Below are 23,446 nucleotides of genomic sequence, written 5' to 3' on the forward strand. Positions count from 1 at the left end.
CTTCCGCGCCTGGGTCTGACCGCACCAGGGACCCACCATGCGCAACACCACCGGCGGCGATCGGCCGCAAACCTCGACCCCGCGAGCGGGGATTCGCACGGCCCATTTCTGGGCCGCCCTCTACGCGGGGCTGATGCTCATCACCCTGATGGTCTGCGCGCTCGGCGCGAGAACGTTCTTCGCCCGGTACGACGACAATGCGCTGGTCATCGGCCTGGCGGTGCTGGCCTGCACGCTGTTGCTCGACCACGCGGACCGAAGGCTCCGCGAGCAGGGCCGTCGACTGCACCGCGTGAACGCCTACATCACCGGCTTCTCGAGCCCGATGCTCATGGGCGTTCTGGCATCTTGGCTCGTCGCCCCCCAGGCCATACACCTGGCCGCGGCGGGCTGGTCGGACAACCTGCACCTGCTGGTCGCCAACCTCGCGGTGCTCTGGACCGGCGTGACGGTCGTGCGGCTGTTGCAGGACCCGCACCCGGACCTGCGGGGCGGGTTCTTCCGGACGGGACGTTAGGCCTCGGCGGAGGCCGCGTCGTCCATGTTCGGGGCGGCGACTGGGGTGACCGGGCCCTTCGCCAGCAGCGGCGGGGCGCTGTCGTAGATCTTCGTGGTGATCCCGTCGAGCTTCTTCTCCAGCGCTTCGAGCACCAGGTCCAGACGCGCCTCGATGAACCGCACCAGCGCGTCCGGTGGCAGTTCCGTCAGGGTCTCCTGCCATTCCACGATTTCCGTGGGCACCAGATGCGATTTCAGCACGCCAAGGAACGCCTCGCGGGCCCAGGTCGAAAGGCCCACGTACGACCCGAGGTAGTCCAACGGGTTCTTGTTGGAGATTTGCAGGTTCGTGAGCTGCGGCAGGTAGGCGATGTTCAGCAGGCTGTCCGACAGGTCCTTGTGGTCCAGGTTCGACTTCGCCACAAAATCGCTCGGGAAGATGTGGTGGAGGTTCGGCCGGTCGGTCAGCGTGTAGTAGACGGCGTTGAGCACCGGCCCGTGGCCTTGGCCCCAGTCGCGCGGATGGTGGTGGGCGTAGAACGCCAGCAGGGCACGCGCACGACCACCACGCGTCGAGTATTGCGTCAGGCGCAGTGCGTTGCGGTCCAGCGTGAATCCCTTGCTGAACACCTTCGAGCCGTCACCGTCCCTGAGCTGATCGACGTGCTCCCAGAGGCCCGTCGTGTTGCTCAGCAGGTCGCTCTGGTGGAAGGATGAGAACCAGAAATAGCGCTGGGCCAGATCGAGGCTCGGCGCCGGGTTGTCGAAGAAGTAGCCCGTCAACGTCATGTAGACGTACCGGTACGGGATCAGGTTCGGCCCATTCAGGTCGAGCGTGTTGTCCAGGAAGCCCAAGGTCTTGCGGATCGCCGCCTGGGCGCCTTCCCACACGGCCTCGATGTCCTCGGCTTTCAGCTCGTTGAGGTACTTGTCGGTGATGTTCAGCACGGTGGCGCGACCGTGCACCTTCTGCTGGTGGATGCGTACGCACACCGCCACCATCTGCAAAAAGGTCCAGTCGTCCAGCAGGGCGTAGTTCGACGTGCCCAGGCTGGTCCGGAAACCCTGGATCAGATCGCGCAGGTAGAACCCGGTGATGCCCGCCTCGGGGTTCGCCACGCGGTAGGTCTTCGCCACCACGATGTCGAAAATGTTGAGGGGGCGCCCGGCCTGGTTCACCCGTTCGAAGATCTGGCAGACCTCCGAGACCTCGATCCCGTGCAGTTCGATGAACGAAAGGCGGTAGTTCGCCAGGATGCTTTGCATCTGGCGCAGGCGCTGACGCTCGGGGGCTTCGTAGGGGAGGTTCGACAGCTTGCTGTCGAGCTTGCCGAAGTCGAACACGATGTCGCGCAGGGAGACGATCAACCCCTGGGTGTACCGCATCTGGCGGCCCTTGTTGCGGATCAGGGCGCCGTCCTTGTCGTCGATCTCGTCCCAGAACAGGAAGCGTTCGCGGTAGCTCTCGTCGTCCGTCGGCCCTTTGAGGGCGATGGACAGGTCGACGTAGACGCTGGGGTCGGTGGATTGCCCCTCGATCGTGCCGCCATAGATCGACGTGTAGAGCGAGGTCGTGCGCTGCTGGCCGTCCAGGATGTAGCGGTACTCGGCGGCGTTGAGCGGCTCGGTCAGGACGTGACCGCCGATGCTGCGGTGGCTATGGAGCGGCAGCGGGGTACGCCAAACCAGGATGCTGCCCAACGGGTAGAACTTGTACACGCTGTCCCAGAGCAGCTTGACGTTGCCGCGCTCCCACACGACGTCGCGCTGGAACGTCGGAATCTGGTAGGACCCGGCCTGGATGTTGCCGAGATACGTCTGGATGCCGAAGTCAACCGGTTTGATCCGGTCTTGGTAGTTGCTCATTTGGTCCCTCGTGCGAGCCTGTTTTTCAGGGCGATTTTCGATCGCTACTATACCAGTGGCGCTCCCCGGAAAGGCTCACCATCGCTCCCGAAAGGGCTCACCGTTGGCGTGGCGGAGGCATCACGGTTGTGGTTTCGCCTGCTCCCCCAGCAGATCCAGGAGGCGGTTGGAAGTCTCAATCAGTTCGGGCAGTTTGTCGGCTGCCCGCGACGGGATAAAGCCGCCGTACTGTTTTCGAATCGCAAGGATCAGATCGGCTGCGACCAGGCCGGCCTGGCCACATTCCCAGAGGTCGACCTTCAACCAATGGTCGTCGTCAAAATCGAAATAGCTCGTATAAATGGCGGCATTTTCACCGCCAACGAACTCGAAGTTGTGGAAACTGTTGTAGACGTTTGCGTGGGCGGTTTGCTCGTTGATCAGATCCTTCATCCGTTTGATCTCGTCGGATTGCGCCTTGAAATGCTGACCGAGCCAGGCGTAGGCAGCTTTCGAAGCCTTTTGCGGGTCGTGCTTCTTGCCGTCCGTCGTATCGAAATAGTTCGTTGTGTCGACGTGGACCAGCGAATACGCCGCGTGTACGGTCGATTCGAGAAAGTAGCGCAAGACCATTTTGGCCTGAATCCGGTGCTGCCTCACCAGCGACATCAGGCACAGCGTGTGACCCTTCTTCATCTGCGAAAGAAAGCGGATGAAGATGTCGCAATCCTTGGTCGGCCACGTCATGATGTTCGAGAGCAGCAGGCTTACATCACGAGCGTTGGTGAAGAAATCGCCATAACGCTCTTCGGCACCAAGGACCATCTGATGCTCGATGTGGGAGAACTCCTCGATGCTCACGGTGGGTGCCTCTCTCTAGTTGAAGTCGTTGACCGATAACCCGGGCCGAGCCGGTCAACGACGACTATACATTGGCCACACGGGGTGCCCACCCTCGACCACAGCACAGCCGCCCCTTCGCAAGAACCGTAGGTCTTGCCCAGGCGGCACGGTAGGACAGCGCGCGGCCCTTGCTCGCCAACCGGCTGATGGACGGCGTGGACAACGCGCCGTCGCGGTGAAACGGGCAGGGCGCCGTCGGTCCCACCTAAATCACCGCCTGCTGAGTCGACCTGCATAGCAAAGCGGGGCATCGGCCCCGCTTTCGCAGTCCTGCGTGGCCAAGGCCACGATCAGCCGGCGCGCGCCCGGGACCGCTTCGCGTAGTTTTCCGCCCACTCGGCGCGCATTTGTCGCACGGCCGCCATCGCCGCGATCTTGCACTGCAGCTTCTCCTCCGGCGTCAACCCTCCAATGTGCAGCGCGGTGTCGGACACGAGATCCTGCCGGCCCAGGCTGATCATCTTCTCCTCGATCGCCTCTTGCACAACCATGCGCTCGAGCGCCTGGGGAGGCTGGCTCATCCTGATGGCGACGTACGTGAACAGGCGGTAGGCGGCACCGCCCGCGTAGAGGCCCCACCACGCGGCCAGTACGGTGACCAGCACCGCACTCACCGAACCCGGCACGGGCGGCGAGAACAGCGCGACGGACGTGGTGACGAGGGCGATGATGCGCGAGATCGGCCCGGCGATCTGCGTGACCGGGTAGGCCCTGCTCAGGAAGAACAGATTGACGAAAAACAGCCAGCCGACGATCAGCAGGCCGGCGTCGAGGTACATGCGAAAGGTCCAGTCCATGGGGCTCCTCCAGAGGGTGGCCCCAGGCAGGGGCCGGTGCCCTCAACCAAGCAGATCCCTGGCAGATGTCAAGCTGTGCCCAGGCACACCTGCACCCCGTCCGGGCACTCCGCGCCCGTGAGGGGTTGTCACCCCGACACCGTTTGATCCCTCCACCCAGGGTGCTGAGCACCTGAACGATCGCGCACGTACACCGTGCGCTCGAACCCCCACGTGCGTGCAGGGCTCCCCCGTTGTGCGCCGATCCATCCTCGTCGTGAGGTGCTTTCGAACCCGTCGGTTAAGCGACGCCTGGCACAGGGCCACCCTTGATGCGCAATGGTCCGTGAACCCCGTCCTCACCCGATCCCTTGCGGGCGTGCGGCCTCCGGGCGGGCCATTGCGCCGGGTGTCCCCGTGCTGCTTCAGGCGCACCGACGGCTCCGAAAAGCACCCACTTCACGACGAGGGAAACACCATGATCAGCGCACAACAGCCCAGCACGCAAACCCGGAACGGCAACGTCCCGACTCACCAAAAAGCACGGTTGAACGGCCACACCACGGCACCGGCCACGGCGACCAGCCCGGAAGCTCTGAAAACCGTGTTGACGCTGGTGGAGACCGCCCAGCTCGTCCAGAAGGTGTTGCGCGAGGCGTTCCCGGCCACGGGGTTCTACGTGAAGACCCAACGCGATGCGAACGGCGCACGGCTCCACGTCGAGTGGACGGACGGCCCCCGCGAGCAGCAGGTGAGCAAGCTCCTGCTGCCGCTGCAATCGTCGACCCCGGGCCAGTGGGGCGGCAACACCCCGGTGGAGCACTTCCGACTGACCGCGCAGGGCCCGCAACGCGTGCGCCTGGGCGCGGACCGCATCACCCTCAAGCGCAAGTTCTCCGACGGCCTGGTGGGCAACGTCCTGCAACGCCTGGCCCACCGCCACGTCGGTCGCCTGGACCCGGAGACCCGCAAGCTCCTGACGGTCGAATCGTTCAAGAAAGGCGCCCTGATGGCGGTGGTGCTCTACGGCGTGCACTTCGGTGGCAACACCCTCCAGCACGACGTCGAGACGGCGCTTCACGACCACACCGAGGTGCAGGGCTTCCCGCGCAGCGCCACGGCCGCCGGCCTGTTCGTTCGCAAGCCCCTGAAAGCCTGACCACGCTGGGGCCGCACGCTTCGGTTTGTCGGCCCCGCACCCATCCTTGGAGATCCGCACCATGGCCTACAAAAGCACCAACCCTTACCTCGAGGCGCGCTGCACGTTCGTCCTCGCCAAACTTGCGCTGATCGGCGCCCCCGACGAGGAAGACACCACGTACGAGGCGATGATCGAGGCCCAGTGCCTTGGGCACCGCGACGCCGAGGTGTCTGCGGATACGGGCGAGACGATCGACTGCTCGCTGTTTTTCGCCGACGTCCCCGAACTCCAACGGGAATGGATGTTCGGCTGGAATCAATACTTCGAGATGCGTGAGATGGAGGAGTGCGGTTCGTGCAACAGCGGCAACCCGTGCCCCATCCACGGGTGAGCGGCACCCACAGCAAAACGAAGCGGCCCGTTGGGCCGCTTGTCGCTTCAGGTGGGCTCGACGACATGGACGGCGATCACGCCGGGGCCGTCAGGGTCGTGGTTTTGCACGTGGACGTCACCGTGTTCATCGTGGTGGTGGGAAAGCAGCTCGGCGAGCCGGAGGGCGTTGTCCACCACCTCGGCATGGTCCTTTCCCACGCCGGCACGCACGAGCTTGTCCAGGAGCACGGCGTCGATCGGCATCATCGACTTCAGCACCATGACGTAGCCGCCCGATGGGTTCGGCTCGGCGACACGTCGCTGGACGGGGTCGTTCCCGATCGCGGCGATTCGACGGTTGCGCTCATCCATACGACGATGCAACTCGTCGACGGTGAGCTTCGGAGGATGCGGCATGGGGTCTCTCCTCAGTGGCGCGTGGCGTCGCCGATCAGCGGGTTCGCCAGGGCGTCGCGCACGGCCTGGTCCGCTTTGGCCTTGTTGGCCTCGGCCGCAGCCACGGCGGAGGCGCGACGGACGGTCTCCGCTTCGAACGCCGCACGGTCCGCGCGCTTGTCGTGCACGCGCTTCAGGAACACGCCGAACGCGACGAACAGCACGAACAGGACAGCGATAACGATTCCGACGGTTGCCAGCATGGGGTTTTCTCCTCCGATGGGTGGCCCCAGGCTGGGGCCGTCACCCTGTACTTAGCGGGTCCAGGCCGCGTGTCAACAGGTCGAGCGGGACCAACGAAAAGCGGCCCGGGTGGGCCGCTGCGCGATCGTGCGATGGGTGGTTCAGAACGGCATCGTGATCCGAGCCTGCACCCCCATGTGCCCGTGCACGCCCTCGTTCGTGACGTTCCGGGCGGCGAACGGGCCAAAGCCGAACTCGAGTTCGCCGGTGTGCGGAACGATTCGAGCATGATGGACAGGGCCAGCCTGCGGCGCGTTCGACCGGGCCAGGGCGGCCAGCATCGCGGCCTCGCGTCGCTGGCGCTCCCGGCGTTGCTTCGCGACGGTGAAGACGGTGAGCAGGACGAACAGCGCCGCCGCGACGAAGGGCAGCAGAACGTTGAGAAGGTGGTCGAGGTCGGTCAAGAAGTTGAGCATGGGTTCCTCCAGTGCGTGAGCCCGGGGCGGTGCGGCGGTCGGGCAGGTCCGGCAAGGTCGGTGAGGATCCACCGAGCACCACCTCCAGACCTAGCAGCTTGTACGGTCTTGGCAAGTCCCCTTACGGGCAAAACCGGCACCGGAGGCCACGTCAAAAGCGGCCGGAGGCCTGGGCGGGGAGAACCCGCTGCGCGCCATGGGCCTGGGCCATCCTCCGCGGCCCGCACCCCGGGCGTCAGCACCGCCTTTCCCGCCTGAATCATCCGGTTCCCCTCCCGCGTACCCGTCCGACCGTAACCTGTGCCAGGGCACGACTAAACGCTATAGGGTCGGGCCATCCGATGAAGAAATACGATCGGGGCAACCGACCGACAGGGTCCGGTTTATGACGGATGCGTTTTACACGGACCCCCTATAGCGCTAGGTTGAAGGCATAGGGTACGCGCGAACGCAAAGCCCATTCCCCCACGGAGACCCCACCATGCCGACCACCCCGCAAGCCCTGCTCGAGATCCTCACCAGCGCCAAACTCGCCTGGGCCCGGTCGATCGACGAGCGCGACCACGGCTTCGACGACGGGGGCGTGTTCGCCCTGAACGCCACGCGCCTCAGCGTCGAGACCAGCATCACCATCGCCGGCAAGACCTACGGCGTAACCTACGAGACGAACGACCACGGCCGCGTGTCCCGCGCACCGGCGGACGAAAGCGGCCTGGCCTGGGTCCTGTTCCAGCTCACCCTCATGTTCGGCGAGCGCTTCCAGTTCGAAGGCGACAGCCACCAGGAAGACCAGCTCGAGCACCACTACCTGTGCGGCTCCGGCCGCACCAGCCCGGTGGGCCGGTTCGCAGCGCAGATCCTCGAACAGCTCGAACGCATCGCCGAACGCGCGGCCCAGGCTTTCGCGCAACCCGTCCTCGAAGCGGCCTGACCCGATGACCACCGCCGCCGAACTCCTCGCCAACGACGTCCTGAAGCAAGGCTTCGCCAGCGTCCTGGCGGGGTACGACGCGTACCGCGCGGAGCAGATCCGCGCAGAGGGCGAGGCCCTGGCCGCCTTGGTGCAGCACGAGGACGAGCGGCGGTCACGCAAGCGCCTGTAAAACGATCCACCGCTCGGGTTCATCCCGGTCAACACGTGCCACGGCACGGCCAATAAAAACGGAATGACGGGCTTGACGGGTGTCCAAGACCCGCTAGGTTGAGGATAGAGCAGCACCACATCCGTAGGCAGAGGAGACCAGCATGGAAAGCGCGAGCAGCATCTTTATTAAGTGTAGTGTGGCCTTGATTTTTGGCTCCTGCGCTGGCCTCGGCATCGTGGATGTCATGGAGGGTGTGTATGGGCATTTTCACAGGGCGGAGCAGAGCCGCAGCGACGCGGTACAGAACGATCACGTTCTCCGGAGGACGCTGATCGCGCACGACAGCGACGGTCACAAGACGCTGAACGAGGTTGCCCTTGGGGTGCCGCTGGACGATGCCATGCCGGCCTGCGAAGCCGACCCGGAAAAGGCGACGACCCTTTGCCACACGCCGCTGACGCGTACCTACGAGGGGTCCAAGGAGCTGAAGGCGGACGTATATGGCTTCCCGGCGCGCAAGGACGATGACGGAAATCCGACGGTGACGAGCATGACGGTCACCACGAACCTCAGCTCCACCGTTGTCAAGGACGTTACGGCCAACATCACCCGTGTGTCGGCCTACAAGACTTTCCTGCAGACCAGTCAGGTGCTCGGCACTCCGACCCACGTGGACGACAACTACACCAGTTGGAGCCCGGACCAGGGCCCGGTCGTTCTCTTGGACAACACGTTCATCAGCCTCTACCAGGACTGACCCACCACCATGCGCAAGCACATCCTCACCCTCGCGCTGGCCCTAGCCGGCCTGACCGTCGGCACCGCGCACGCGGCGTCACCGCTCCACCTGCTGGCGCGCGACACGCACGGCCACCTGACGCTCAACGGGGTTCCCCTCGGCGTCCCGGTGGCGTCCTTCGCTCCCGCGTGCCAGGGCGATCCCACGGCGGCCACCCCCCCGTGCGTGCTGACGACTCCGGAGATCGACGGGTACGGCTTCGCACAGGTCTTCGGGCTCCCCGCGGTGAAGGACGGCGCGGGCCGGCCGGTGTTCAGCGGGGCCAACGTGACCACGCATAACGGCGTGGTCGACGGCGTGCACCTCGTGTTCGCCGACGATCGGTACGTCACGCTCTTCCGCACCGCCACCAACGAGACCGTGGGCCTGGCGGACTTCACGGACCGCAACGGCGTGATGGAGTGGCACGGTGTGCTCAAGGACGCGTACATCGTCCTCGTCCCGGAGGGAGAGGGCGCGGCGTTCGGCGTGGTGCAGGAAGACCCGACGCCCTGAACGGCACCCAACCACCAGGAGGAGCCCATGGTGTTCGACCCGTTGCAGTTGTTTTTCGGTGGCGCGTGCGTGCTGACGCTCGTCACCCTCATTTGCCCCGTCTGCATGGTCGTGCTGGCGTCGGCGATCCTCTCGTACATGGTCGGCGCCGGCGTGGGCCTGAGCCTCGCGGTCGGACCCGGCATCGTCGTTCGCGCGCTGACCAGCGATCACACCCTGGGCTGGCCGGACAACTCGGGGCCCATCTGGTGCGTCGGGGTCCCCTTGGGCCTGGTGGTGTTCGTCACCCTCATGGCCCTGCTGTTCGGCGAGAAGGACGACACCCAGGCATCGCGTGCACACGCCTGACCGGGTCCCGGCCTCACGTGCGGGGCACCACCTGATGCCGGCGCTGCTGGTCCTGCTGCTCGTCATGGCGGCACCCGCCCAGGCGAAGCAGGCCCAGGCCACCCTCAACGTATCCGTGACGGTGCTCAGCTCGTGCGCCGTGTCCACGGACCAGCGGGTGGCCACCACCTGTACGGGCAGCAGCACCCCGCCCACCGTCGAGCAACGGGAGCAGGGCACCAGCCCGGGGAAGGTTCGGCTCACCGTCGTCACGTTCTGAAGGGCCGTGCCTTGGCACGGCCCGACCGTTCGTCGTAAAGAGCACCAGGCGCACTTGACGGCGCTATACGACCCGCTAGGTTCAACCATGAGGCAGCGCGGAGGAGCGGTGCCACCAACCCAACGAGGTACCGCCATGTTCCTTTTCGATCCGTTCGCACCCGTCGGCAGCGATTTCTTGGTCTTTTGTCAGATGGTCGTGTGCTTTTTTGAGATTGTCCTGTTCTCCATGGTGATTCTGGCGACAACCGTGATAGGGGTGGGGATCTTCGCGTTAATCCTCGACGCGCTCGCCGGTGGCAATGCCGACACGAAAGACACGCCGCAGAAACGGGCTGACGGCGGCCCCGCCGCATCCATCGCTTCCTCGACCGACGCCGCTCAGACCGGCTTGCAGTCCATCGCGCTCGATGCAGCGGTCCACCAGTTGACCGACGCGGTGACCCATTCGCAGGGCACCCTGTTCTGAACCGGCGCACGGCGCGAACCCGCGTCACCGTCCACCCACCACCCGGAGGCATGCCATGTCCCTGATCGCTTTGTCCCACCTCATCCAGCTCGCTGTGCTCACGGGCGCCGAATCCCTTTACGTCGTGTTCGCCGCGGTGCTCGCCGGCACGGTCGGTCTGTTTGACGGCGCGGCCACGGGCCTTGCGGTCTTGCACGCGCACCTGAACGTGCTCGGCACGATCGCCCGGCACCCCTGGGTCGTGGGCCGCGTGGCGTGGGTGGTGGCGGTGCTCGTCGCGCTGGGCGGGGCCTGGCTGCACCAGAAGCGCACCGCGCACTGATGCCGTGCTCGACCTGCTGAAACGCGTGCTGGGTGCCGCCCGCCTGGGGAAAACGGCCCCCGAGCCTGCCCAGACCAGGGTCCGTCTGTTTCCCAAGCGGTACGACCCGATCGGGACCGACGAGGACGGGTACCCGATCTATTCCCGCGAGGACATGGAGGAACTGTTCGGGGGCATCCTGGCGGAGCGGCTTGAAGCGGTACGGCTCGAAGCCGAGGAGCGGGCCCGGCGCCTGGCGCAGGAGCGCGCGGAGCTGGCCGCCGTCGTCGACACCGTGACGACCGAACTGCCGGCCGCGCGACGGCGGCGCCTTTAAAGCGATTCACCGCACGAGGACCATCATGGCCAACACCTTGGAACCCCACGAGCTTGAACGCCGACGTGCGATGGTCGAACACATCCACCCGCGATTCCGCCTCGCCAACCAGCTCCACAAAGCGGCACGGACCGGCGACGTCGAACGGGTCCGCGCGCTGCTGGCCAGCGGGGTCCCGGTCGATGCGGAGAACGCCGTCGGGCTCCCGCCGATATGGTCGGCCGTCCTAGCCTGGTCCGAGGGGCATAGCGACAACGACGGGACCGTGCGCGTCCTCGCGGAAGCGGGGGCCGCACTGGACGTGGAATCCTCGCTGGGCTCTGACAACGTCTGCTACGGAGACCTGTTAGCGTTGGCGCTGTACGAGGCGGGCCCGCACGCGCTGGCCATTCACCGAACGCTCCTCGACGTGGGCTTCCCGGTGGACCGAAGGAACCATGTTAACGAAACGCCGTTGGACCGCGTGCTGCTCCGGCACCAGGCGTTCGTGGACACCGCCGATGTGACCCGGGGTGTGACTCGGCTGCTGCTGGACCGCGGCGCTGGGGCGAACCAGGACCAGCAGCAATGGGCCAGCCAGCTCGCCTGGGCGGTGTGGAGCGAAGACCTCGAGGTGGTGCGGTGGCTGCTCGACGCCGGCGCGGATCCGCGGCATCCGGACGAGGACGGGCGCAGGGTGGTCGACCATGACCGGCTGTGGGGACCCAGGTACGTGCCGGTGTTGGACCTGGTATGGGAACGGCTGCATGCGCTCGACGCCCGGGACAGGGCCATGCTGCGCGCGGTTGCGGACGCTGAGCAGGCGGGACGGGAGGTGCCGACCTTCAGGCGCCGGAGGCTGTAAAGCTGGGGCGGGTGCCTGGCGGGAACGTCAAAAGCCCCCGGGTCGCATCCGCTCCCAGGGCACAAAACCCGGTGCTGACGCCGAAGGCCCTGGCGGGTAGCAAGGTTCCCCGCGGCCTGGGCCGAAGGCACCCAACACCGGAGGCGCTTGCGCCGGGTGGGGTGTCATGGGGTTGGCCGGACCCCACCAAGCCCGTGCCCTGGCACGGATCCCGTATCACCTCACCGTTCCACCGCCACGACTTGACGGCAGGCCAGGACCCGCTAAATCAGAACGAACGACAACACCGCAGCACTCGAGGAGAGCCAACCATGAGCGTCATCGCACAACGCCTTCGCACGTCCACGTATTTCCTGAACGAACTGCCCGGCAGCGACAAAAGGATCGACATGATCCGGTTCGCGCGGAACGAGCGAACGGAGGCCGATGATTACCACGCCGGTGACGTCTACGTTGCATCGGACCGCCTGGACCCGCCATGCCCGTCGTGCGGTGCCACCATGGCATACCAGGAGGAGGACGTGTGGACCTGCGCCGCGTGCGCGGCGGCCCACGGTGAAGCGGTCCTGGCCGGGTCGGCGACGCTCCCGTTCCGCGGAACGGTGAAGCTGACCTTCGCCGAACGCGACCGGCTGTTCACGGTCATGGAAGAGCGGCTCAACCGCGAGGTGACACTGGCCGAGGCCAACGCGATGTGGGGCGACTGGAACGCGCGCCTGCAGGCCTTCGTCCCACCGGCTGCGCCCTTCCAGCGCAAACCGTTCGCGGTGGACCTCCCACCCGAGGCCCGGGCCCAGGTGGACCGCATGGTGGAGGTGATCGACACCATGTACCCCAAGGGCGATGACCTCGCGGACTTCCTGGCCAACGCCTCGCCGTTGGTCCAGCAGGGGCATGATGCGATGTTCGACGCGCTGATCCGGGCCGCTGCGGCCCGGGACGGCATCAGCTCCGGCACGTACGTCACGTTCGGCATCGACGGGACCACCCGGGACGCCACGCCCCTCTGGTGGAAGCTCTTCAGGCAGGTGGCCGGGGGCGATCCGCGCCAGGCGTTCCGACAACCCAGCCGTCCCGAGACCGTGCGCTTTTACGAACTGGCGAAACCGCTGGACGTGGCCCATGCCTGGCGCGTGCTGGACATCCTCGCCCACCACCTCCCCGGGTGCGTCACGGTCAACTCGATCCTGGCGCTTCCCAACGGCAAGCGGGGGTGGGAGAAGCAGGGCGAGGCCGCGCACCACGCCGTCTCAATGGCCTGGGCGGAGCACCGTTTCGTCCAGCAGCTCCACGCCGTCCAGGCCTACCGTGCGCGGCACCCCCGTCGCCCGTGGCGCACGCACGAGGCGTTCAACCGGTTGTTCAACAGGACCTGGCGCTCCCAGCTCCACGTCCAACGGTTGATCGAGGCCGGCGCGAATCCAGCACAAACGCGGATCTGCACCAGCCTGCTGGGCTCGGGGCCTCTGCTGACCACCATCATCGAAAAGCCGCACCTCAGCGACAAGAAGACCGCGAAACTGGTGGCGTACCTTCTGGCTCACGGCGCGGACGTGAACGAAACGGCTTCCGGCGGCGAAACTGCGCTGACGAACGCTGCAAGCGCGGGATACCTGGCCACCGCCAACGTGCTGATTGCGGCGGGCGCCGACGTGCACCACCAGGACGACACCGCGTGGAGCGCCGGGCACTGGGCAGTCGTGCACGCTCACTTCGAACTGTTCGAACGGCTGGTTGCGGCCGGGCTCGACTCCATGCGGGTGATCGGCGACTACGCCCAGGGCCTCTATGGTCTGGAAACACCGACCATCGAAGCGTACTACCGGGACTACGAAGCCAGGATCCTTCGAGAAGCGGCGGACGAGGCCCCGGCCGCACCGGTGCGCAGCGCACGGCGTCGCCTCTGAACCGACGGGTCCGGCTCCCGTGTTGACCTGCGCCCAGTACCCGCTACGTTGAACCCATGCCGCGTCGGCGATCGGCGCTCACCACCAGGAGGATCTTTCATGCGCTTCAAACCCCATTGCCCGTCCTGCACGGGTCCCGTCGTGTACACCCGCCGGCCCGAGTGCTGGTCCTGCGCCACCTGCGAGGTCGCGTACGGTGAGGCGGTCCAGGCGGACCGTGATCCTCCCGCGTACACCGGCACCTTCGGCCGCGCCGAATACGAGCGGCAGCGGGCCCAGGCCACGGCACAGCACAAGGCCTGACCAGGCCCGACACCATCCCGGCTGGGGCACGTCCGTGCCCTGGCACATCTCCAAGGCCCCACCCGAGGGGCCTTTCCTCATCTGAACCGTCCAGCGTCGCGTTGCTCCGATGCGCACGGGCAACAGCGCCCGTGTCGTGGTGCTGATGCTGTGGGAATCGTCGTGACCGTGCCGCCTGGCCCCGTCGTTCACCCCGTTGCGTGTTCCCCGGTCCGCCTCTTCTTCGACGCGTAGCTCCGCCCGTACACCGCGCAAGGGTTCGCTTCGCCAGGTCCTCACCCGGTCCCTCCCTCTGATCGGGCATGCGGCCTCCGGTCCTGCCCCTGCACGTTGCCCTGGGCCTCGCTGACCCCGCGTCGAGGCGGCTCCAGCGAACACGGCAACAACGACGAGGAAGGGCAGAACCATGAGCACGATCACCACCCGCACCACCAGCACCCCGAACAACAACGTCGCGGCGTTCCCCCGCACCCCCGAGGCTCACCAGCGAACAGCAGGGGAAGGCGACACCAAGGAGGTGGTGCTCAACGGCGCGCGAATCCTCATGCGCTTCACCGACGGGCAGTGGTGGAACGTCCGCGTGAGCAACGCCTGACCCACAACCCGAACCGCAGGGCCCTGGGGCTAGGGCCTGCATCACAACCGAAACACAGGAGATCAACGATGGCTTACTTTCTTCGCACGGGCGACGACTACCTCGACCAGGCCGTGAAATACAGCTCCAAGGCCGGCGCGGTCGCGGCGTTCCGCGAAACGTCCGACGAGCTGGACCGCTACGGCCAGTCGATCACGGCCTCCCTCCACATCGCGGACACCCTGGACGAGGTGGTGGAGTACCCGGACTTCGTTCTGGAGCGTGGCCCCCGCGGTGGCATCAAGGGCGAACGCGCGTAACGATCCTAGGGACCATCTGATCAGATGCCGTGGTCTCAAGCCAGCCTCGGGGGCGTCGTCCAACCCGCGCGGGCGGCCTGGCGGAATGCTCTCGAGCTACTTTTCCAAGGCATTCTTCGGCTAACATTAACCTTTCGTTTAACCACAAAAATCAAGCGAGGACCAGATGGAGCATTTTCGAAAACCGTTCTTTCAAAGTCAGGACACGTGGCTTGAAACTCAATACACAGAGGGTGTCCTTGCACTTCAGAGCGGTGACTTCCAAACTGCCAACGAAAGGTTCGGTACGGCTGCTGCGGGCGGCCACGTGTCTGCGATGTACAACATGTCGATGTTGAACGGTGCAGGGTGCATGAGCCCTTACAACCTAGATCTCGCGATCGACTGCTATTACAAAGCCGCGCAAGGTGGCCATCCTACGGCAAAGGAAAGTCTGTGGCTTCTCGAGGCCGCTGACCGAGGTGGATTCGGTACGCAGAACTTGGCGAAGTATGCTGAGGCGTGGCGAAACGACGGGGTTCCTTTGCATCCGATGACTATGATGTGTGCTGCACGCTTGTATGACGTGTTATGTACAAAGTATGGCGCCGCTCGCGACGTGATCGCGTACGAACTTGACGCTGCAAGTACCAGCGACAACCCGGCGGTGCTTGCTTTCGTCGACCGGACCGGAATCGCATCTTCCTTCTTTGAGAATGGGATGAATCGGCTGATCGCTGGTTCCGCTGCGGACCAGATTACCGATGGGCTGAATCAGCTCTGGTTTGGAATGAGAAAATCCGGGTTGACCGAAGAAATAGCGCTTATGGGGCGTTGCACGATCGTTGGCCACCTTGTCAGCAAATCGCCGTACGGCTCGACCGCGAGACCACTACTCGGTGTACACGACTTTTTCGCATAACCCAGCGACGACCAACGGTGATGCTTCGGGGACCATTGTGGGCGTGGTGCATCACCTTCCCCGTGGTTCAGCTTTGGGGTGCCGAGGGACACGCTGGGTCTCACCAGCGTTTACGCGGGCGCTGCTGGCCCCCGGTTCCTGCTGCGCAGGTGCTCGAGGAAGTCGGCGAACGTGAACTTGCCCGCCGCGATGGCGGCCTGGAATCGCTGCCCCCATTCGGCGATGGCCACCCGCTCCTCGGGGGTCATCCCGTCGCGCCAGGCTTGCCATTCCCGTTCGCTTTCCGCGGCCAGGCGCGCGTCCTCCTCGGCCTGCCAGACCTGGTGGGCCGCATCGTCGCGGGCACGCTGCTCGGCCATGTCCCGCAGCATGCGGTTCCACGCTTCGAGCATCAGCTCGCGGTGGCGCTTGAACGACGGCAGCGGGGCGGGCCAGGGCACCCGTCCGGGGGTGTTCGAACGCATGGTACTCAGCTCACGCAGGACCTCCGCCTCGACGTCGGCCAGGCGGTGCTCGGCGGCGGCCAGCTCGTCGTACTTGCGGGGCAGGTTGCGCATGCGGTAGTCCAGCTCCTCCTGCTGCCGTTCGATGCGGGTCTGCACCGGGTACGAGTCGACCCCGTTGTTCCCGTACCGCTTGCTCGCGTAACCGTGCGGGTCCGTCTCGAACTCGGTCAGCTCTTTCGTGCTGCTTTTGATGCGACGGTCATAGTCGATGATCGAATCGCGGGCGCTGGTGACCTTGTTCTGCGCGGCGACGATGCGCGAGGCCAGGCGTTTCGGAAGAGGTGGGCGTTCCATCGTTGGGCGTGCATGGGTCGGTGGTGCTGGACATGCTACACGACGCGAGGTTGCGGTCGTGCTGGGACCCGGTGCAACACCGCCGGGGCCGGAGGCCCGGCACTCGAACACCAACACCAGGACACAGGCACCCCGAACGGCGCCGGGGGCAGGGAGCGGGGCGGTGGCCAGGGGTGGAAGGGCGATCCGTTGGCGCGAGCGATGGCCCGGAGGGACCGGGGTTGCTGCGGGCGCGGATGCGGCCGTGTTTGCGGTTTAAGGTGTGCATGGGCACACCTTAAATGATGGCTATAGCGAGGCGTATCTCGATAGAAAACGATTCCGGGAATGGTGTCGTAGCCCCTTGCTTAAGTATCTCGGTACGAGATGATGAGTATGTAGGCAGCGCGATCGACGCAACGCCAAATCCCAACCCCAAGGAGTTCACCATGATCCACCTGTCCCGCAACGAAACCCTGGCTCTGGTTCGCAAAGCCCTTCGCGAAGCCTTCCCGGAAACCTCGTTCACCCTGCAACCGTCGCGCTCGAAGATCACCGAGCACGGTTGCGACAAGACGGTGTTCGTTAAATGGACCGATGGCCCGAACTCTTCGCAGGTCTTCGAGGTCATCGCGCGGTTCGAGGATCGAAAGCAAGTCTGGGATCAACCAAAGCCGTGGGACGACAACGCCAAGGTTCACCATCTTCTCGACGGTCACGCTGTGCGATTCGACCTGTCACGGTTCGGTTACAAACGTGAACTGAGCCAAGGGAGCTGGGACGTCATGGTGGCGAACGGGCGTCTGAACCCGACGCTCTACACGACCGAAGCCGCGCAAGGCGCCCCGTCGACCCAACGCGTGAAACATGTCGGCAAGGGCACCTGGGAACGTCAGGAACTGCTCGACCTGGCCGCCGCCGCGATGGCCGCCAACGGCCCCGCACCGACCCGGATCCGCGCACGGATGTAATCGCACCTCGCCCACAACGCTGCACCCTGGGCCCGCGGAAACGCGGGTTCGGCCGTACAGGGCACCCATGCCCATCCGTCCGGAGCATCCCATGAGCACCACCCCGTCCACGGTCCTCGCGACCACGCAGGCCCTGACCGCTACCCAGCGCAAGGTGGAGGCGGCCCGGGCCGCGCTCCTGCAGTTCGACGAGCAGTTCCAGCGCGAGCAGCAGCACCGGGCGCGCGTCATCAACGCGGTGCGGACCTTCGACGCCCTCATGGTCCTGCGACTGCTCGAAGGTGGGCCGGAGGACGACGGCCACGTCCGCCCGGGGGCGCCCGCTCCGAAGCGATTCGAACTGGGCTATCAGACGCCGGCCGTCGACCTCGCGGGGGCCGTGGGTGTCGCGGAAGAGGTGCAGGCCTGGCGCGCGGTGACCCCGAAGGCCAGCGTCGTGCGTGCAGAGCTGGACGGTCTGCTGGTGGAGCTGGTCGATGCCCTCGGCGAAAAGGACCCGTTCGACGGCCGGTTCTACGTTCCGCACGTCCTGGGGACCGCGCACCTGCTGGTGTCCGTCGGGTGCCGTGACCGCGTGGTGGACGGCGTCCCGTTGCGCGACCTGCTGCATCAGGCCTGGCGCTACAAGCAACGGAAGGACGATGCCAATGTGGTGCAGGCGGTGCTGGACCGATGGCTCAAACCGCCGCGCAAGCAGCGTGCGAAACCCGACACCCGCGCCAACACCAACCCGGGGGCCTAGCGGCCCAGGGCAGGTCAAAGGCAACATCCCCGGGCCCCGCGCAGCGGACATGGCCGGGCCCCTTGTCCGGGCAGCAGGGGCATGCTGTCCGGGTGCTCCTCACTGCAGGCCTGGACACCGTCCACCACGGCGAGGTCCGCCCGGCCTGGGCCAGCAGATCCAATGTCCGGGCTGTCCAGGTGTCCGGGCAGAAAAGCTCTGGTGTTGCGCGGAACGGCACGACGGTTCCTCGACCACCGACGGGCCACCCTCGACAACGGTAATCCGCTGTACCACCTGGACACCTGGACAAAACAAGAAGAACCCCAGCAGCGCCGGGCACCAGACCATGTCCAAGGTCATGCTCGAACACCTGGGCCAGGGCCTGGACCGGCGTCGGATGAGCCCGGTCAGACCCACGTTAATCCGTGCCAATGCACACGCTAAAGAAGGCTATAGCGTTTCGTGTTTCGATAGAAAACGATTCCGGGAATGGTGTCGTAGACCCCTTGCTTCAGTCCACAGGTACGAGAAACTGAATGTGTAGGCAGCGCGATCGACGCAATGCCAAAACCACCCCCAAGGAGCCTCACCATGAACGCAACTTTCAACTTCGCCGATGACCTGAAAATCGAAGTGCTCGACGCCGGGTCCCTCGAAAACTATGTGCTGAACGACGACGGTATCGAGACCATCGACGGCGAGTTCACGTTCTATACCCTGGCCGTCCAAGCCTTCGGTCGCACCTTCAACGTGCGTACGCAACAAGAGCCGAACGGTCACCTCATCGTCCCATCCAGCGAGAACACCGGTGAACCGGACACGGACGCAATCATGGCCTGCTCGGAATACTTCGCACTCTTCCAGGCGCTGATCCAGAAGCACCTGGGCATTGAGTTTACGGAAGAAGACCACGAGAACAACGAGTGGGTTCTGCCCGAGAACATCCAGGCCCTGCATGACGCGGTTGTCGCCCACCTCAAGGCCGTTCTGACGGAAGAAATCGCCGCCACCGCCTGACATCCAGGCTCCACGTTCGACCAGGGCCAGTCCGCAAGGGCTGGCTTTTGGGTACCAGCACCCCTTACCGAACCGGAGCCCTTCCATGACCACCACCGCACCGTCCACCCCTTTGACCGTCAAGCAGGCGGCCCAGGCCTTGGGCGTCAGCGACGGGCGCGTGATGCAGCTCCTGCAGTCCGGCGTGCTTACCCTCATGAATCCCACGACCGCGCAAACCCGCTCGAAGCACCACCTGGACCCGGCGAGGGTGGAGGCCCTGCGTGCGCAACGTGCGGCCAACAAGCGGGACCCCGCGGTCGTGGAGGCACGGCGGCTGGCCCGAATCGCCGAGCGTCGACGCATCGACAAACTGCGCCAGGCCCTGGCCCGCGGGTTGATGACCATGGCCGACGCAGCGCGCGAGCTGGGCGTTTCTCCCCAACGGGCTTACCAGCTCGTGAACGCGGGGCGATTGCCGACGGTGTTGATCGACGGCCGCCGGCTCGTTCGGCGCGAGGAACTCGACGCGGTGAAAGCGAGACGGGCACGGGGCTGAACGGTTCGACCGGGGCAGGGGCCAGGGCCAGTCCGCAAGGGCTGGTTTTGGGGTACCACAACCCCCCCCGATGAGGTTCTCCATCCTTTCCGGTCAACTCGACGTCCGCGGCCTTGCCGCAGAACTTGGTCTTTCCCAAACCGAGGTCGGCTTTAGGCTGACCAGGAGTGTTCCCCAGCTTTCCACCAAACGGATGCTCCTGGACTAGGCGGCTCCGGCCCCGGTCATGGGCGAGACGGCGTCCGGTCCACGGCAACCCAGGTTCTCCGGTGACCGTTCCCGTTCAGCGGAACGTGCGCCCGTGCCCGAGGGTTTACTCACCCGACGCCAGGTCGCCCAGGAGCTGGGAATCGTCGTGCAGACCGTGTCGTACTTCATCCGGCGCGGGGCACTGGCGACGGTACGGCACAACGGACAAAGCTACGTCCAGCGCGACAGCCTGGAATCGTTCCGCGCGAGCCGATACAGCGCGGCACGTACGACGCCGACGACGCTGAACGGGGAGGCGGATGTGCTGGGCCTGCACGACGTGATGCGGCTGCTGGGTGTTAACCACCGTCAGGTGGTCGATCGGCTGGTCCGCGAGGGGCGGCTCAAAGGTACCCGCCCGGACGGCAAGCTCGTCGTGCATCGCGCCGATCTGGAGGCGTTCATGCACGAGCAGCCACGTCGCAGGGGACGCAAGCCCGTGAAGAACTGACACCGAGCACAAGGGGGAAACAGGCACCGGTGCGAAAACATCAAAAGCTGGGCACAAGGCCCACTCGACCCCGGCCCGCGCAGCGGAGGAAGCGGGGCTCCAGGGCGCACGCCCGAACATCGCACGCGATCGGGGAGGGCCCATGCCCGTGGGGCAGGTGAAGCGATGAGCATGGAGGGTGGCCGGAGGCTCGGGGTTGCAACGGGGCGTGAGCCCCGTTTTTCATGTGCCGTGGCACGGGCCAACCGTTCACCGCGGGGAGGGTCGACCGTTCGTCAGATAGCACGAAGTTTCTGCGTTCTTACCGTTGCTAAAGACATTGGGGTTTGTAGACTGAGTTTATAGGCAGCGCGCAACGACGCAACGCCATCACCCCACCCCCGGAGTTCCTCATGATCACCACGACCAGCCCCCTGAAGACCATCGAAGCCATCCGCCGCAGCGCGTACCTCGTGGCCCTCTACTTCACGAAGACCACCAGCGAGACCATGCGCATGGAGTTCGACGCCACTGCTGTGGTCAGCGTGACGGTGGACGGCGTGGAGTACATGGTCAAGGTGAGCCGCAGCGCCGTGGGCGGCGTGGCGATGGAAGAGGACGAGAAGAGCGGTTGCGCAACGCTGAACGTGGCCCTGGACAAAGCCTTGGGCGAAGGCGTGACGCGGCGCGAGCGGCACGGCATCGAGCGCGAGATTTACCGCACCGCAGGTCTGGCCTTCGACGACGCCGACGATGCACTGACGGCGAAGGGCGCCGGCCTGGTGAACGCGGTTCGTGCGGCCGAGGCCTTGGGCGATGCGAACCTGCGCGGCATGCTGACCGAACTGCTGGTCCGCGCGCTGCTGGAACGTCACACCCACGTGCTGAACGCGCTCAGCGGAATCCGGGGTTTGGCGCACCTGGTGTCGAGCGGCCGCCTGCCGGACAGCTCGCTGAGCGAGGTGCTGCGCGAGTTCGCCACGGTCTACAGCCGGGTCAAGCGGTCCACCGGCGTGCGTCTCGAAGCGCTCCGCAAAGCGTCCGAGGTTCCGGTGACCGAGATCGGCAACGTGAACGTGGTCGCCGACCTCATCGACACCCTCTACGCGGACGTGGTCCTCCCGTAAGGACCGATCGACCAACGTTCAACCAGGGCCCGCGGCAACGCGGGTTTTGGCATAACGGGCCCCATGTCTTACCCTTCACGCTTGACGCAGGAGAACCGCTCACCATGTCCGCACGCATTACCCCCACCACCGTTCAGGGCCAGGCCTGCCTTCGGCTGAAGGACGCCACCGCGTACCTGGGCATGGCCACGAGCAGTAAGCCGTCGGTCTGGCGCAAGGTCCAGTCCGGCGTGTTGCACGGTCTTCAGGACGCCCGGGGCACGTGGTTTGTCCCGGTCGCGGAGCTGGACCGCTACCTGGCCCAGGCCGCCGACACCTCGCGGGTGGGCCCTCGCGAAGCGGCGGAGCTGCTCGGCGTCTCCATTTTCACGGTCAAGGCCTGGGCGGAGCGCGGCGTGCTGGACGGCACCCAGGACGATCGGGGCCGGTGGTCGTTCGCACGCAAGACCGTTTCGGCCCACGCGCGGACCCTCGTGGAGCAGCGCGAGGGCCTCACCACGTCCGAGGCTGTCCGATTGTGCGGGTTCGGGCACGCCACGACGTTGAACGCGGCGGTGGACCGTGGTGAGATCCGTGCGTTCGTCGACGCCAGCGGCCGGCGCCGGTTCAAGCAGGACGAGCTGGCGCGATTCCTCGCCGAGCGCGCGAAGCTGGATCCCAACGTGCCGGGCACCATGAGCAGCCGGGAGGCGGCGGACGTCTTGGGTTTTGCAGCGCTGAGCAGTGTCGGGTGGTTCGCCGAGCGCGGGCACCTGGACCGCGTCCGCGTCGGGCGGTACTGGCGCTACCCGGTGAAGTCTGTCCAGGCGTTCAAGCGGCAGCGGGACAAGCAGGCCCAGGCCAAAGGCTGAACCAGGGGCGGGGTGGGGAACACCGGAACCGGCGCGAAAACCAAAACCTGGGCACAAGGCCCACTCGGCCCCGGCACCGCGGAGCGGATGGGAGCGGGGCTCCAGGGCGCACGCCCGAAGAACGCACGCGGAGGTGGCGCCGGTCAGGGGCGCGGTGAGGTGGCAGGGCGTCGACCGCAGGTGATGGCCCTGTGGTGAGTTGGTCGCGAGCCCCGTTTTTTCATGTGCCCTGGCACGGGTCAAGCATTCACCGTCGAGGGTCGACCGTTCGTCAGATAGCACGAAGTTTCTGCGTTCTTACCACACAAATCCCGCTTACCGCCGTTGCTTGTTTTGATGGGTTTTGTAGACTGAATGTATAGGCAACGCGCAACGACGCAATGCCACAACCCCACCCCGGAGTCCTCCATGCGCCCCATCGTTCACCTCTTCTTCCTCCTGGTCACCGTGCTCCTGATCGGACTTCTGTCCGTCGCTCAGCACATCGGCCGTGGCCACCTGGCCAGCGTCGTCCTCCTCACCTCCTTCCCGCTGGGCATGGCCGGCACCGCGCTGTACCTTGCGATCCGCGACCGCGTGAAGCGCACCTGAACCCACCGTCCAACCACTTGGCCCGTCGGGAGGCGGGCACCCCTCACACCCACCCCACGAGATTCGATCATGACCACCGCTACCCCCACCAGCCCCGCCGACTTGAAATCCGGGATCAACTTCACGTTCCGGAAGCTCCACCTCACCACCAAGTCCGTCGTGCGCTTCATCGCGCACAGCGGCAAGGTGTTCGAAGCGACCAGCCTCGAGGAAGCCATCGAGCTGGCCGAGGACGGCCTCGGCGTCTCGCTCGACTACGGTATGGAGGAACACGGTCGTCTCGAACGCGTGACCCTGGTCCGCAGCCGGTCCGGCAAGTGGCTCGAGCCGAAGGTTCGGCGTGAACGGGTTTGGCCGAACACGCCGGAATGGCAGGCGGTCCGTCAGACCCTTCGGGACGTGCTCGACGCGTTCCAGAACCGCGCCTTGGTTGGCCCGTGCCCCTACGACGAGGACGGCTACCTCCCGGGCGAGCGCGAGGCGGAGGCGGCGCTGGCCTGCTGAGCGGCAGAGGCACCCAACGTTGACCCAGGGGCCGCGGGAACGCGGCTTTCCGGGTACCATCCACCGACCCCATC

34 protein-coding genes are annotated in these 23,446 nt (G+C 65.7%); 27 read left to right on the top strand and 7 right to left on the bottom strand.

What is annotated here, in order from left to right; all coding sequences use genetic code 11:
• Positions 1–37: 37 nt before the first annotated feature.
• Positions 38–517, top strand: a complete 480-nt coding sequence (locus BKK80_RS08615; RefSeq protein ID WP_071068954.1) for a hypothetical protein — start codon at positions 38–40, stop codon at positions 515–517.
• Here the strand turns inward: BKK80_RS08615 and BKK80_RS08620 are convergent.
• From BKK80_RS08620 to BKK80_RS08630, 3 genes are all read right to left on the bottom strand, one after another.
• Complete coding sequence (locus tag BKK80_RS08620) at positions 514–2,364, bottom strand: GmrSD restriction endonuclease domain-containing protein (RefSeq protein ID WP_071068956.1); 1,851 nt, start codon at positions 2,362–2,364, stop codon at positions 514–516. The genes BKK80_RS08615 and BKK80_RS08620 overlap by 4 nt on opposite strands.
• Before the next feature lie 120 nt (positions 2,365–2,484).
• A complete protein-coding gene (locus tag BKK80_RS08625; protein ID WP_071068958.1) occupies positions 2,485–3,204 on the bottom strand; it encodes a hypothetical protein in 720 nt (239 codons plus the stop codon).
• Between the two features lie 332 nt (positions 3,205–3,536).
• Positions 3,537–4,043: a hypothetical protein gene (locus BKK80_RS08630; protein ID WP_071068960.1), complete on the bottom strand. Its 507-nt coding sequence runs from the start codon at positions 4,041–4,043 to the stop codon at positions 3,537–3,539.
• A gap of 457 nt (positions 4,044–4,500) precedes the next feature.
• On the opposite strand from BKK80_RS08630, the gene BKK80_RS08635 reads away from it, so the two are divergent.
• Both BKK80_RS08635 and BKK80_RS08640 read left to right on the top strand, forming a co-directional pair.
• The gene (locus BKK80_RS08635) at positions 4,501–5,181 is read left to right on the top strand and encodes an LPD29 domain-containing protein (protein WP_071068962.1); all 681 of its coding nucleotides are present in this window, start codon (positions 4,501–4,503) and stop codon (positions 5,179–5,181) included.
• Between the two features lie 61 nt (positions 5,182–5,242).
• Positions 5,243–5,554: a hypothetical protein gene (locus BKK80_RS08640; protein WP_071068964.1), complete on the top strand. Its 312-nt coding sequence runs from the start codon at positions 5,243–5,245 to the stop codon at positions 5,552–5,554.
• A gap of 47 nt (positions 5,555–5,601) precedes the next feature.
• On the opposite strand, the gene BKK80_RS08645 is transcribed toward BKK80_RS08640, so the two are convergent.
• The 3 genes from BKK80_RS08645 to BKK80_RS08655 form a co-directional block, all read right to left on the bottom strand.
• Positions 5,602–5,952, bottom strand: coding sequence for a hypothetical protein (locus BKK80_RS08645; RefSeq protein ID WP_071068965.1), 351 nt, complete (start codon positions 5,950–5,952; stop codon positions 5,602–5,604).
• 11 nt (positions 5,953–5,963) lie between these two features.
• Positions 5,964–6,194 carry a hypothetical protein gene (locus BKK80_RS08650; protein ID WP_071068967.1) on the bottom strand — a complete coding sequence of 77 codons (231 nt, stop codon included), beginning with the start codon at positions 6,192–6,194 and terminating at the stop codon, positions 5,964–5,966.
• A 141-nt stretch (positions 6,195–6,335) separates the two neighbouring features.
• Positions 6,336–6,650 (bottom strand): hypothetical protein, encoded by a 315-nt coding sequence (locus tag BKK80_RS08655; RefSeq protein WP_071068969.1) that lies wholly within the window; start codon positions 6,648–6,650, stop codon positions 6,336–6,338.
• Positions 6,651–7,131: 481 nt separating this feature from the next.
• Between BKK80_RS08655 and BKK80_RS08660 the strand changes: the two genes are divergently transcribed.
• From BKK80_RS08660 to BKK80_RS36305, 15 genes are all read left to right on the top strand, one after another.
• On the top strand, positions 7,132–7,581 hold the full coding sequence (locus BKK80_RS08660) for a hypothetical protein (RefSeq protein ID WP_071068971.1): 450 nt from the start codon (positions 7,132–7,134) through the stop codon (positions 7,579–7,581).
• A 4-nt stretch (positions 7,582–7,585) separates the two neighbouring features.
• Positions 7,586–7,753 (top strand): hypothetical protein, encoded by a 168-nt coding sequence (locus BKK80_RS36300; protein ID WP_157903178.1) that lies wholly within the window; start codon positions 7,586–7,588, stop codon positions 7,751–7,753.
• 142 nt (positions 7,754–7,895) lie between these two features.
• Positions 7,896–8,492, top strand: a complete 597-nt coding sequence (locus BKK80_RS08665; protein WP_071068973.1) for a hypothetical protein — start codon at positions 7,896–7,898, stop codon at positions 8,490–8,492.
• A 9-nt stretch (positions 8,493–8,501) separates the two neighbouring features.
• Complete coding sequence (locus tag BKK80_RS08670) at positions 8,502–9,029, top strand: hypothetical protein (RefSeq protein ID WP_071068975.1); 528 nt, start codon at positions 8,502–8,504, stop codon at positions 9,027–9,029.
• 27 nt (positions 9,030–9,056) lie between these two features.
• Positions 9,057–9,377 (top strand): hypothetical protein, encoded by a 321-nt coding sequence (locus BKK80_RS08675; protein WP_071068977.1) that lies wholly within the window; start codon positions 9,057–9,059, stop codon positions 9,375–9,377.
• A gap of 34 nt (positions 9,378–9,411) precedes the next feature.
• Positions 9,412–9,636, top strand: a complete 225-nt coding sequence (locus BKK80_RS08680; protein ID WP_071068979.1) for a hypothetical protein — start codon at positions 9,412–9,414, stop codon at positions 9,634–9,636.
• A 135-nt stretch (positions 9,637–9,771) separates the two neighbouring features.
• A complete protein-coding gene (locus BKK80_RS08685; RefSeq protein ID WP_071068980.1) occupies positions 9,772–10,104 on the top strand; it encodes a hypothetical protein in 333 nt (110 codons plus the stop codon).
• Positions 10,105–10,159: 55 nt separating this feature from the next.
• A complete protein-coding gene (locus BKK80_RS08690) occupies positions 10,160–10,426 on the top strand; it encodes a hypothetical protein (RefSeq protein ID WP_071068982.1) in 267 nt (88 codons plus the stop codon).
• 4 nt (positions 10,427–10,430) lie between these two features.
• Complete coding sequence (locus BKK80_RS08695; RefSeq protein WP_071068984.1) at positions 10,431–10,742, top strand: hypothetical protein; 312 nt, start codon at positions 10,431–10,433, stop codon at positions 10,740–10,742.
• Between the two features lie 25 nt (positions 10,743–10,767).
• A complete protein-coding gene (locus BKK80_RS08700) occupies positions 10,768–11,586 on the top strand; it encodes an ankyrin repeat domain-containing protein (protein ID WP_157903179.1) in 819 nt (272 codons plus the stop codon).
• Between the two features lie 311 nt (positions 11,587–11,897).
• Positions 11,898–13,493, top strand: coding sequence for an ankyrin repeat domain-containing protein (locus BKK80_RS08705; RefSeq protein ID WP_071068988.1), 1,596 nt, complete (start codon positions 11,898–11,900; stop codon positions 13,491–13,493).
• A 99-nt stretch (positions 13,494–13,592) separates the two neighbouring features.
• Positions 13,593–13,796, top strand: a complete 204-nt coding sequence (locus BKK80_RS08710) for a hypothetical protein (protein WP_071068991.1) — start codon at positions 13,593–13,595, stop codon at positions 13,794–13,796.
• Between the two features lie 406 nt (positions 13,797–14,202).
• A complete protein-coding gene (locus tag BKK80_RS08715) occupies positions 14,203–14,391 on the top strand; it encodes a hypothetical protein (protein ID WP_071068993.1) in 189 nt (62 codons plus the stop codon).
• 68 nt (positions 14,392–14,459) lie between these two features.
• Positions 14,460–14,690, top strand: coding sequence for a hypothetical protein (locus tag BKK80_RS08720; protein WP_071068995.1), 231 nt, complete (start codon positions 14,460–14,462; stop codon positions 14,688–14,690).
• Between the two features lie 166 nt (positions 14,691–14,856).
• A complete protein-coding gene (locus BKK80_RS36305) occupies positions 14,857–15,591 on the top strand; it encodes an SEL1-like repeat protein (protein WP_157903180.1) in 735 nt (244 codons plus the stop codon).
• Between the two features lie 110 nt (positions 15,592–15,701).
• Here the strand turns inward: BKK80_RS36305 and BKK80_RS08730 are convergent, their stop codons facing one another.
• Positions 15,702–16,391, bottom strand: a complete 690-nt coding sequence (locus BKK80_RS08730; RefSeq protein WP_071068999.1) for a hypothetical protein — start codon at positions 16,389–16,391, stop codon at positions 15,702–15,704.
• 428 nt (positions 16,392–16,819) lie between these two features.
• On the opposite strand from BKK80_RS08730, the gene BKK80_RS08735 reads away from it, so the two are divergent.
• The 9 genes from BKK80_RS08735 (at position 16,820) to BKK80_RS08775 (ending at position 23,372) form a co-directional block, all read left to right on the top strand.
• On the top strand, positions 16,820–17,341 hold the full coding sequence (locus BKK80_RS08735; RefSeq protein ID WP_071069001.1) for an LPD29 domain-containing protein: 522 nt from the start codon (positions 16,820–16,822) through the stop codon (positions 17,339–17,341).
• Positions 17,342–17,432: 91 nt separating this feature from the next.
• Entirely contained in the window at positions 17,433–18,083 is a 651-nt protein-coding gene (locus tag BKK80_RS08740) for a hypothetical protein (protein WP_157903181.1), read from the top strand.
• Positions 18,084–18,656: 573 nt separating this feature from the next.
• A complete protein-coding gene (locus BKK80_RS08745) occupies positions 18,657–19,082 on the top strand; it encodes a hypothetical protein (protein WP_071069005.1) in 426 nt (141 codons plus the stop codon).
• A gap of 85 nt (positions 19,083–19,167) precedes the next feature.
• Positions 19,168–19,620 (top strand): helix-turn-helix domain-containing protein, encoded by a 453-nt coding sequence (locus BKK80_RS08750; RefSeq protein WP_071069007.1) that lies wholly within the window; start codon positions 19,168–19,170, stop codon positions 19,618–19,620.
• A gap of 301 nt (positions 19,621–19,921) precedes the next feature.
• Positions 19,922–20,320 carry a helix-turn-helix domain-containing protein gene (locus BKK80_RS08755; RefSeq protein WP_071069009.1) on the top strand — a complete coding sequence of 133 codons (399 nt, stop codon included), beginning with the start codon at positions 19,922–19,924 and terminating at the stop codon, positions 20,318–20,320.
• A gap of 392 nt (positions 20,321–20,712) precedes the next feature.
• Positions 20,713–21,426, top strand: a complete 714-nt coding sequence (locus BKK80_RS08760) for a hypothetical protein (protein WP_071069012.1) — start codon at positions 20,713–20,715, stop codon at positions 21,424–21,426.
• A 104-nt stretch (positions 21,427–21,530) separates the two neighbouring features.
• Positions 21,531–22,277 carry a helix-turn-helix domain-containing protein gene (locus BKK80_RS08765; protein WP_071069014.1) on the top strand — a complete coding sequence of 249 codons (747 nt, stop codon included), beginning with the start codon at positions 21,531–21,533 and terminating at the stop codon, positions 22,275–22,277.
• Positions 22,278–22,685: 408 nt separating this feature from the next.
• Entirely contained in the window at positions 22,686–22,868 is a 183-nt protein-coding gene (locus BKK80_RS08770) for a hypothetical protein (protein ID WP_071069016.1), read from the top strand.
• Positions 22,869–22,937: 69 nt separating this feature from the next.
• Positions 22,938–23,372: a hypothetical protein gene (locus tag BKK80_RS08775; RefSeq protein WP_071069018.1), complete on the top strand. Its 435-nt coding sequence runs from the start codon at positions 22,938–22,940 to the stop codon at positions 23,370–23,372.
• Positions 23,373–23,446 lie beyond the last annotated feature (74 nt).

It is taken from the genome of Cupriavidus malaysiensis (assembly GCF_001854325.1).
Classification (GTDB): Bacteria; Pseudomonadota; Gammaproteobacteria; order Burkholderiales; family Burkholderiaceae; genus Cupriavidus; species Cupriavidus malaysiensis.

Coding starts and splice junctions, on each gene's coding strand:
- BKK80_RS08620 (WP_071068956.1), bottom strand. CDS start 2,364: ATGAGCAACTACCAAGACCGGATCAAACCGGTTGACTTCGGCATCCAG.
- BKK80_RS08720 (WP_071068995.1), top strand. CDS start 14,460: ATGGCTTACTTTCTTCGCACGGGCGACGACTACCTCGACCAGGCCGTG.
- BKK80_RS08705 (WP_071068988.1), top strand. CDS start 11,898: ATGAGCGTCATCGCACAACGCCTTCGCACGTCCACGTATTTCCTGAAC.
- BKK80_RS08775 (WP_071069018.1), top strand. CDS start 22,938: ATGACCACCGCTACCCCCACCAGCCCCGCCGACTTGAAATCCGGGATC.
- BKK80_RS36305 (WP_157903180.1), top strand. CDS start 14,857: ATGGAGCATTTTCGAAAACCGTTCTTTCAAAGTCAGGACACGTGGCTT.
- BKK80_RS08680 (WP_071068979.1), top strand. CDS start 9,412: ATGCCGGCGCTGCTGGTCCTGCTGCTCGTCATGGCGGCACCCGCCCAG.
- BKK80_RS08750 (WP_071069007.1), top strand. CDS start 19,168: ATGACCACCACCGCACCGTCCACCCCTTTGACCGTCAAGCAGGCGGCC.
- BKK80_RS08770 (WP_071069016.1), top strand. CDS start 22,686: ATGCGCCCCATCGTTCACCTCTTCTTCCTCCTGGTCACCGTGCTCCTG.
- BKK80_RS08735 (WP_071069001.1), top strand. CDS start 16,820: ATGATCCACCTGTCCCGCAACGAAACCCTGGCTCTGGTTCGCAAAGCC.
- BKK80_RS08675 (WP_071068977.1), top strand. CDS start 9,057: ATGGTGTTCGACCCGTTGCAGTTGTTTTTCGGTGGCGCGTGCGTGCTG.
- BKK80_RS08635 (WP_071068962.1), top strand. CDS start 4,501: ATGATCAGCGCACAACAGCCCAGCACGCAAACCCGGAACGGCAACGTC.
- BKK80_RS08710 (WP_071068991.1), top strand. CDS start 13,593: ATGCGCTTCAAACCCCATTGCCCGTCCTGCACGGGTCCCGTCGTGTAC.
- BKK80_RS36300 (WP_157903178.1), top strand. CDS start 7,586: ATGACCACCGCCGCCGAACTCCTCGCCAACGACGTCCTGAAGCAAGGC.
- BKK80_RS08730 (WP_071068999.1), bottom strand. CDS start 16,391: ATGGAACGCCCACCTCTTCCGAAACGCCTGGCCTCGCGCATCGTCGCC.
- BKK80_RS08655 (WP_071068969.1), bottom strand. CDS start 6,650: ATGCTCAACTTCTTGACCGACCTCGACCACCTTCTCAACGTTCTGCTG.
- BKK80_RS08640 (WP_071068964.1), top strand. CDS start 5,243: ATGGCCTACAAAAGCACCAACCCTTACCTCGAGGCGCGCTGCACGTTC.
- BKK80_RS08760 (WP_071069012.1), top strand. CDS start 20,713: ATGATCACCACGACCAGCCCCCTGAAGACCATCGAAGCCATCCGCCGC.
- BKK80_RS08740 (WP_157903181.1), top strand. CDS start 17,433: ATGAGCACCACCCCGTCCACGGTCCTCGCGACCACGCAGGCCCTGACC.
- BKK80_RS08630 (WP_071068960.1), bottom strand. CDS start 4,043: ATGGACTGGACCTTTCGCATGTACCTCGACGCCGGCCTGCTGATCGTC.
- BKK80_RS08645 (WP_071068965.1), bottom strand. CDS start 5,952: ATGCCGCATCCTCCGAAGCTCACCGTCGACGAGTTGCATCGTCGTATG.
- BKK80_RS08615 (WP_071068954.1), top strand. CDS start 38: ATGCGCAACACCACCGGCGGCGATCGGCCGCAAACCTCGACCCCGCGA.
- BKK80_RS08685 (WP_071068980.1), top strand. CDS start 9,772: ATGTTCCTTTTCGATCCGTTCGCACCCGTCGGCAGCGATTTCTTGGTC.
- BKK80_RS08690 (WP_071068982.1), top strand. CDS start 10,160: ATGTCCCTGATCGCTTTGTCCCACCTCATCCAGCTCGCTGTGCTCACG.
- BKK80_RS08715 (WP_071068993.1), top strand. CDS start 14,203: ATGAGCACGATCACCACCCGCACCACCAGCACCCCGAACAACAACGTC.
- BKK80_RS08660 (WP_071068971.1), top strand. CDS start 7,132: ATGCCGACCACCCCGCAAGCCCTGCTCGAGATCCTCACCAGCGCCAAA.
- BKK80_RS08665 (WP_071068973.1), top strand. CDS start 7,896: ATGGAAAGCGCGAGCAGCATCTTTATTAAGTGTAGTGTGGCCTTGATT.
- BKK80_RS08765 (WP_071069014.1), top strand. CDS start 21,531: ATGTCCGCACGCATTACCCCCACCACCGTTCAGGGCCAGGCCTGCCTT.
- BKK80_RS08745 (WP_071069005.1), top strand. CDS start 18,657: ATGAACGCAACTTTCAACTTCGCCGATGACCTGAAAATCGAAGTGCTC.
- BKK80_RS08670 (WP_071068975.1), top strand. CDS start 8,502: ATGCGCAAGCACATCCTCACCCTCGCGCTGGCCCTAGCCGGCCTGACC.
- BKK80_RS08700 (WP_157903179.1), top strand. CDS start 10,768: ATGGCCAACACCTTGGAACCCCACGAGCTTGAACGCCGACGTGCGATG.
- BKK80_RS08650 (WP_071068967.1), bottom strand. CDS start 6,194: ATGCTGGCAACCGTCGGAATCGTTATCGCTGTCCTGTTCGTGCTGTTC.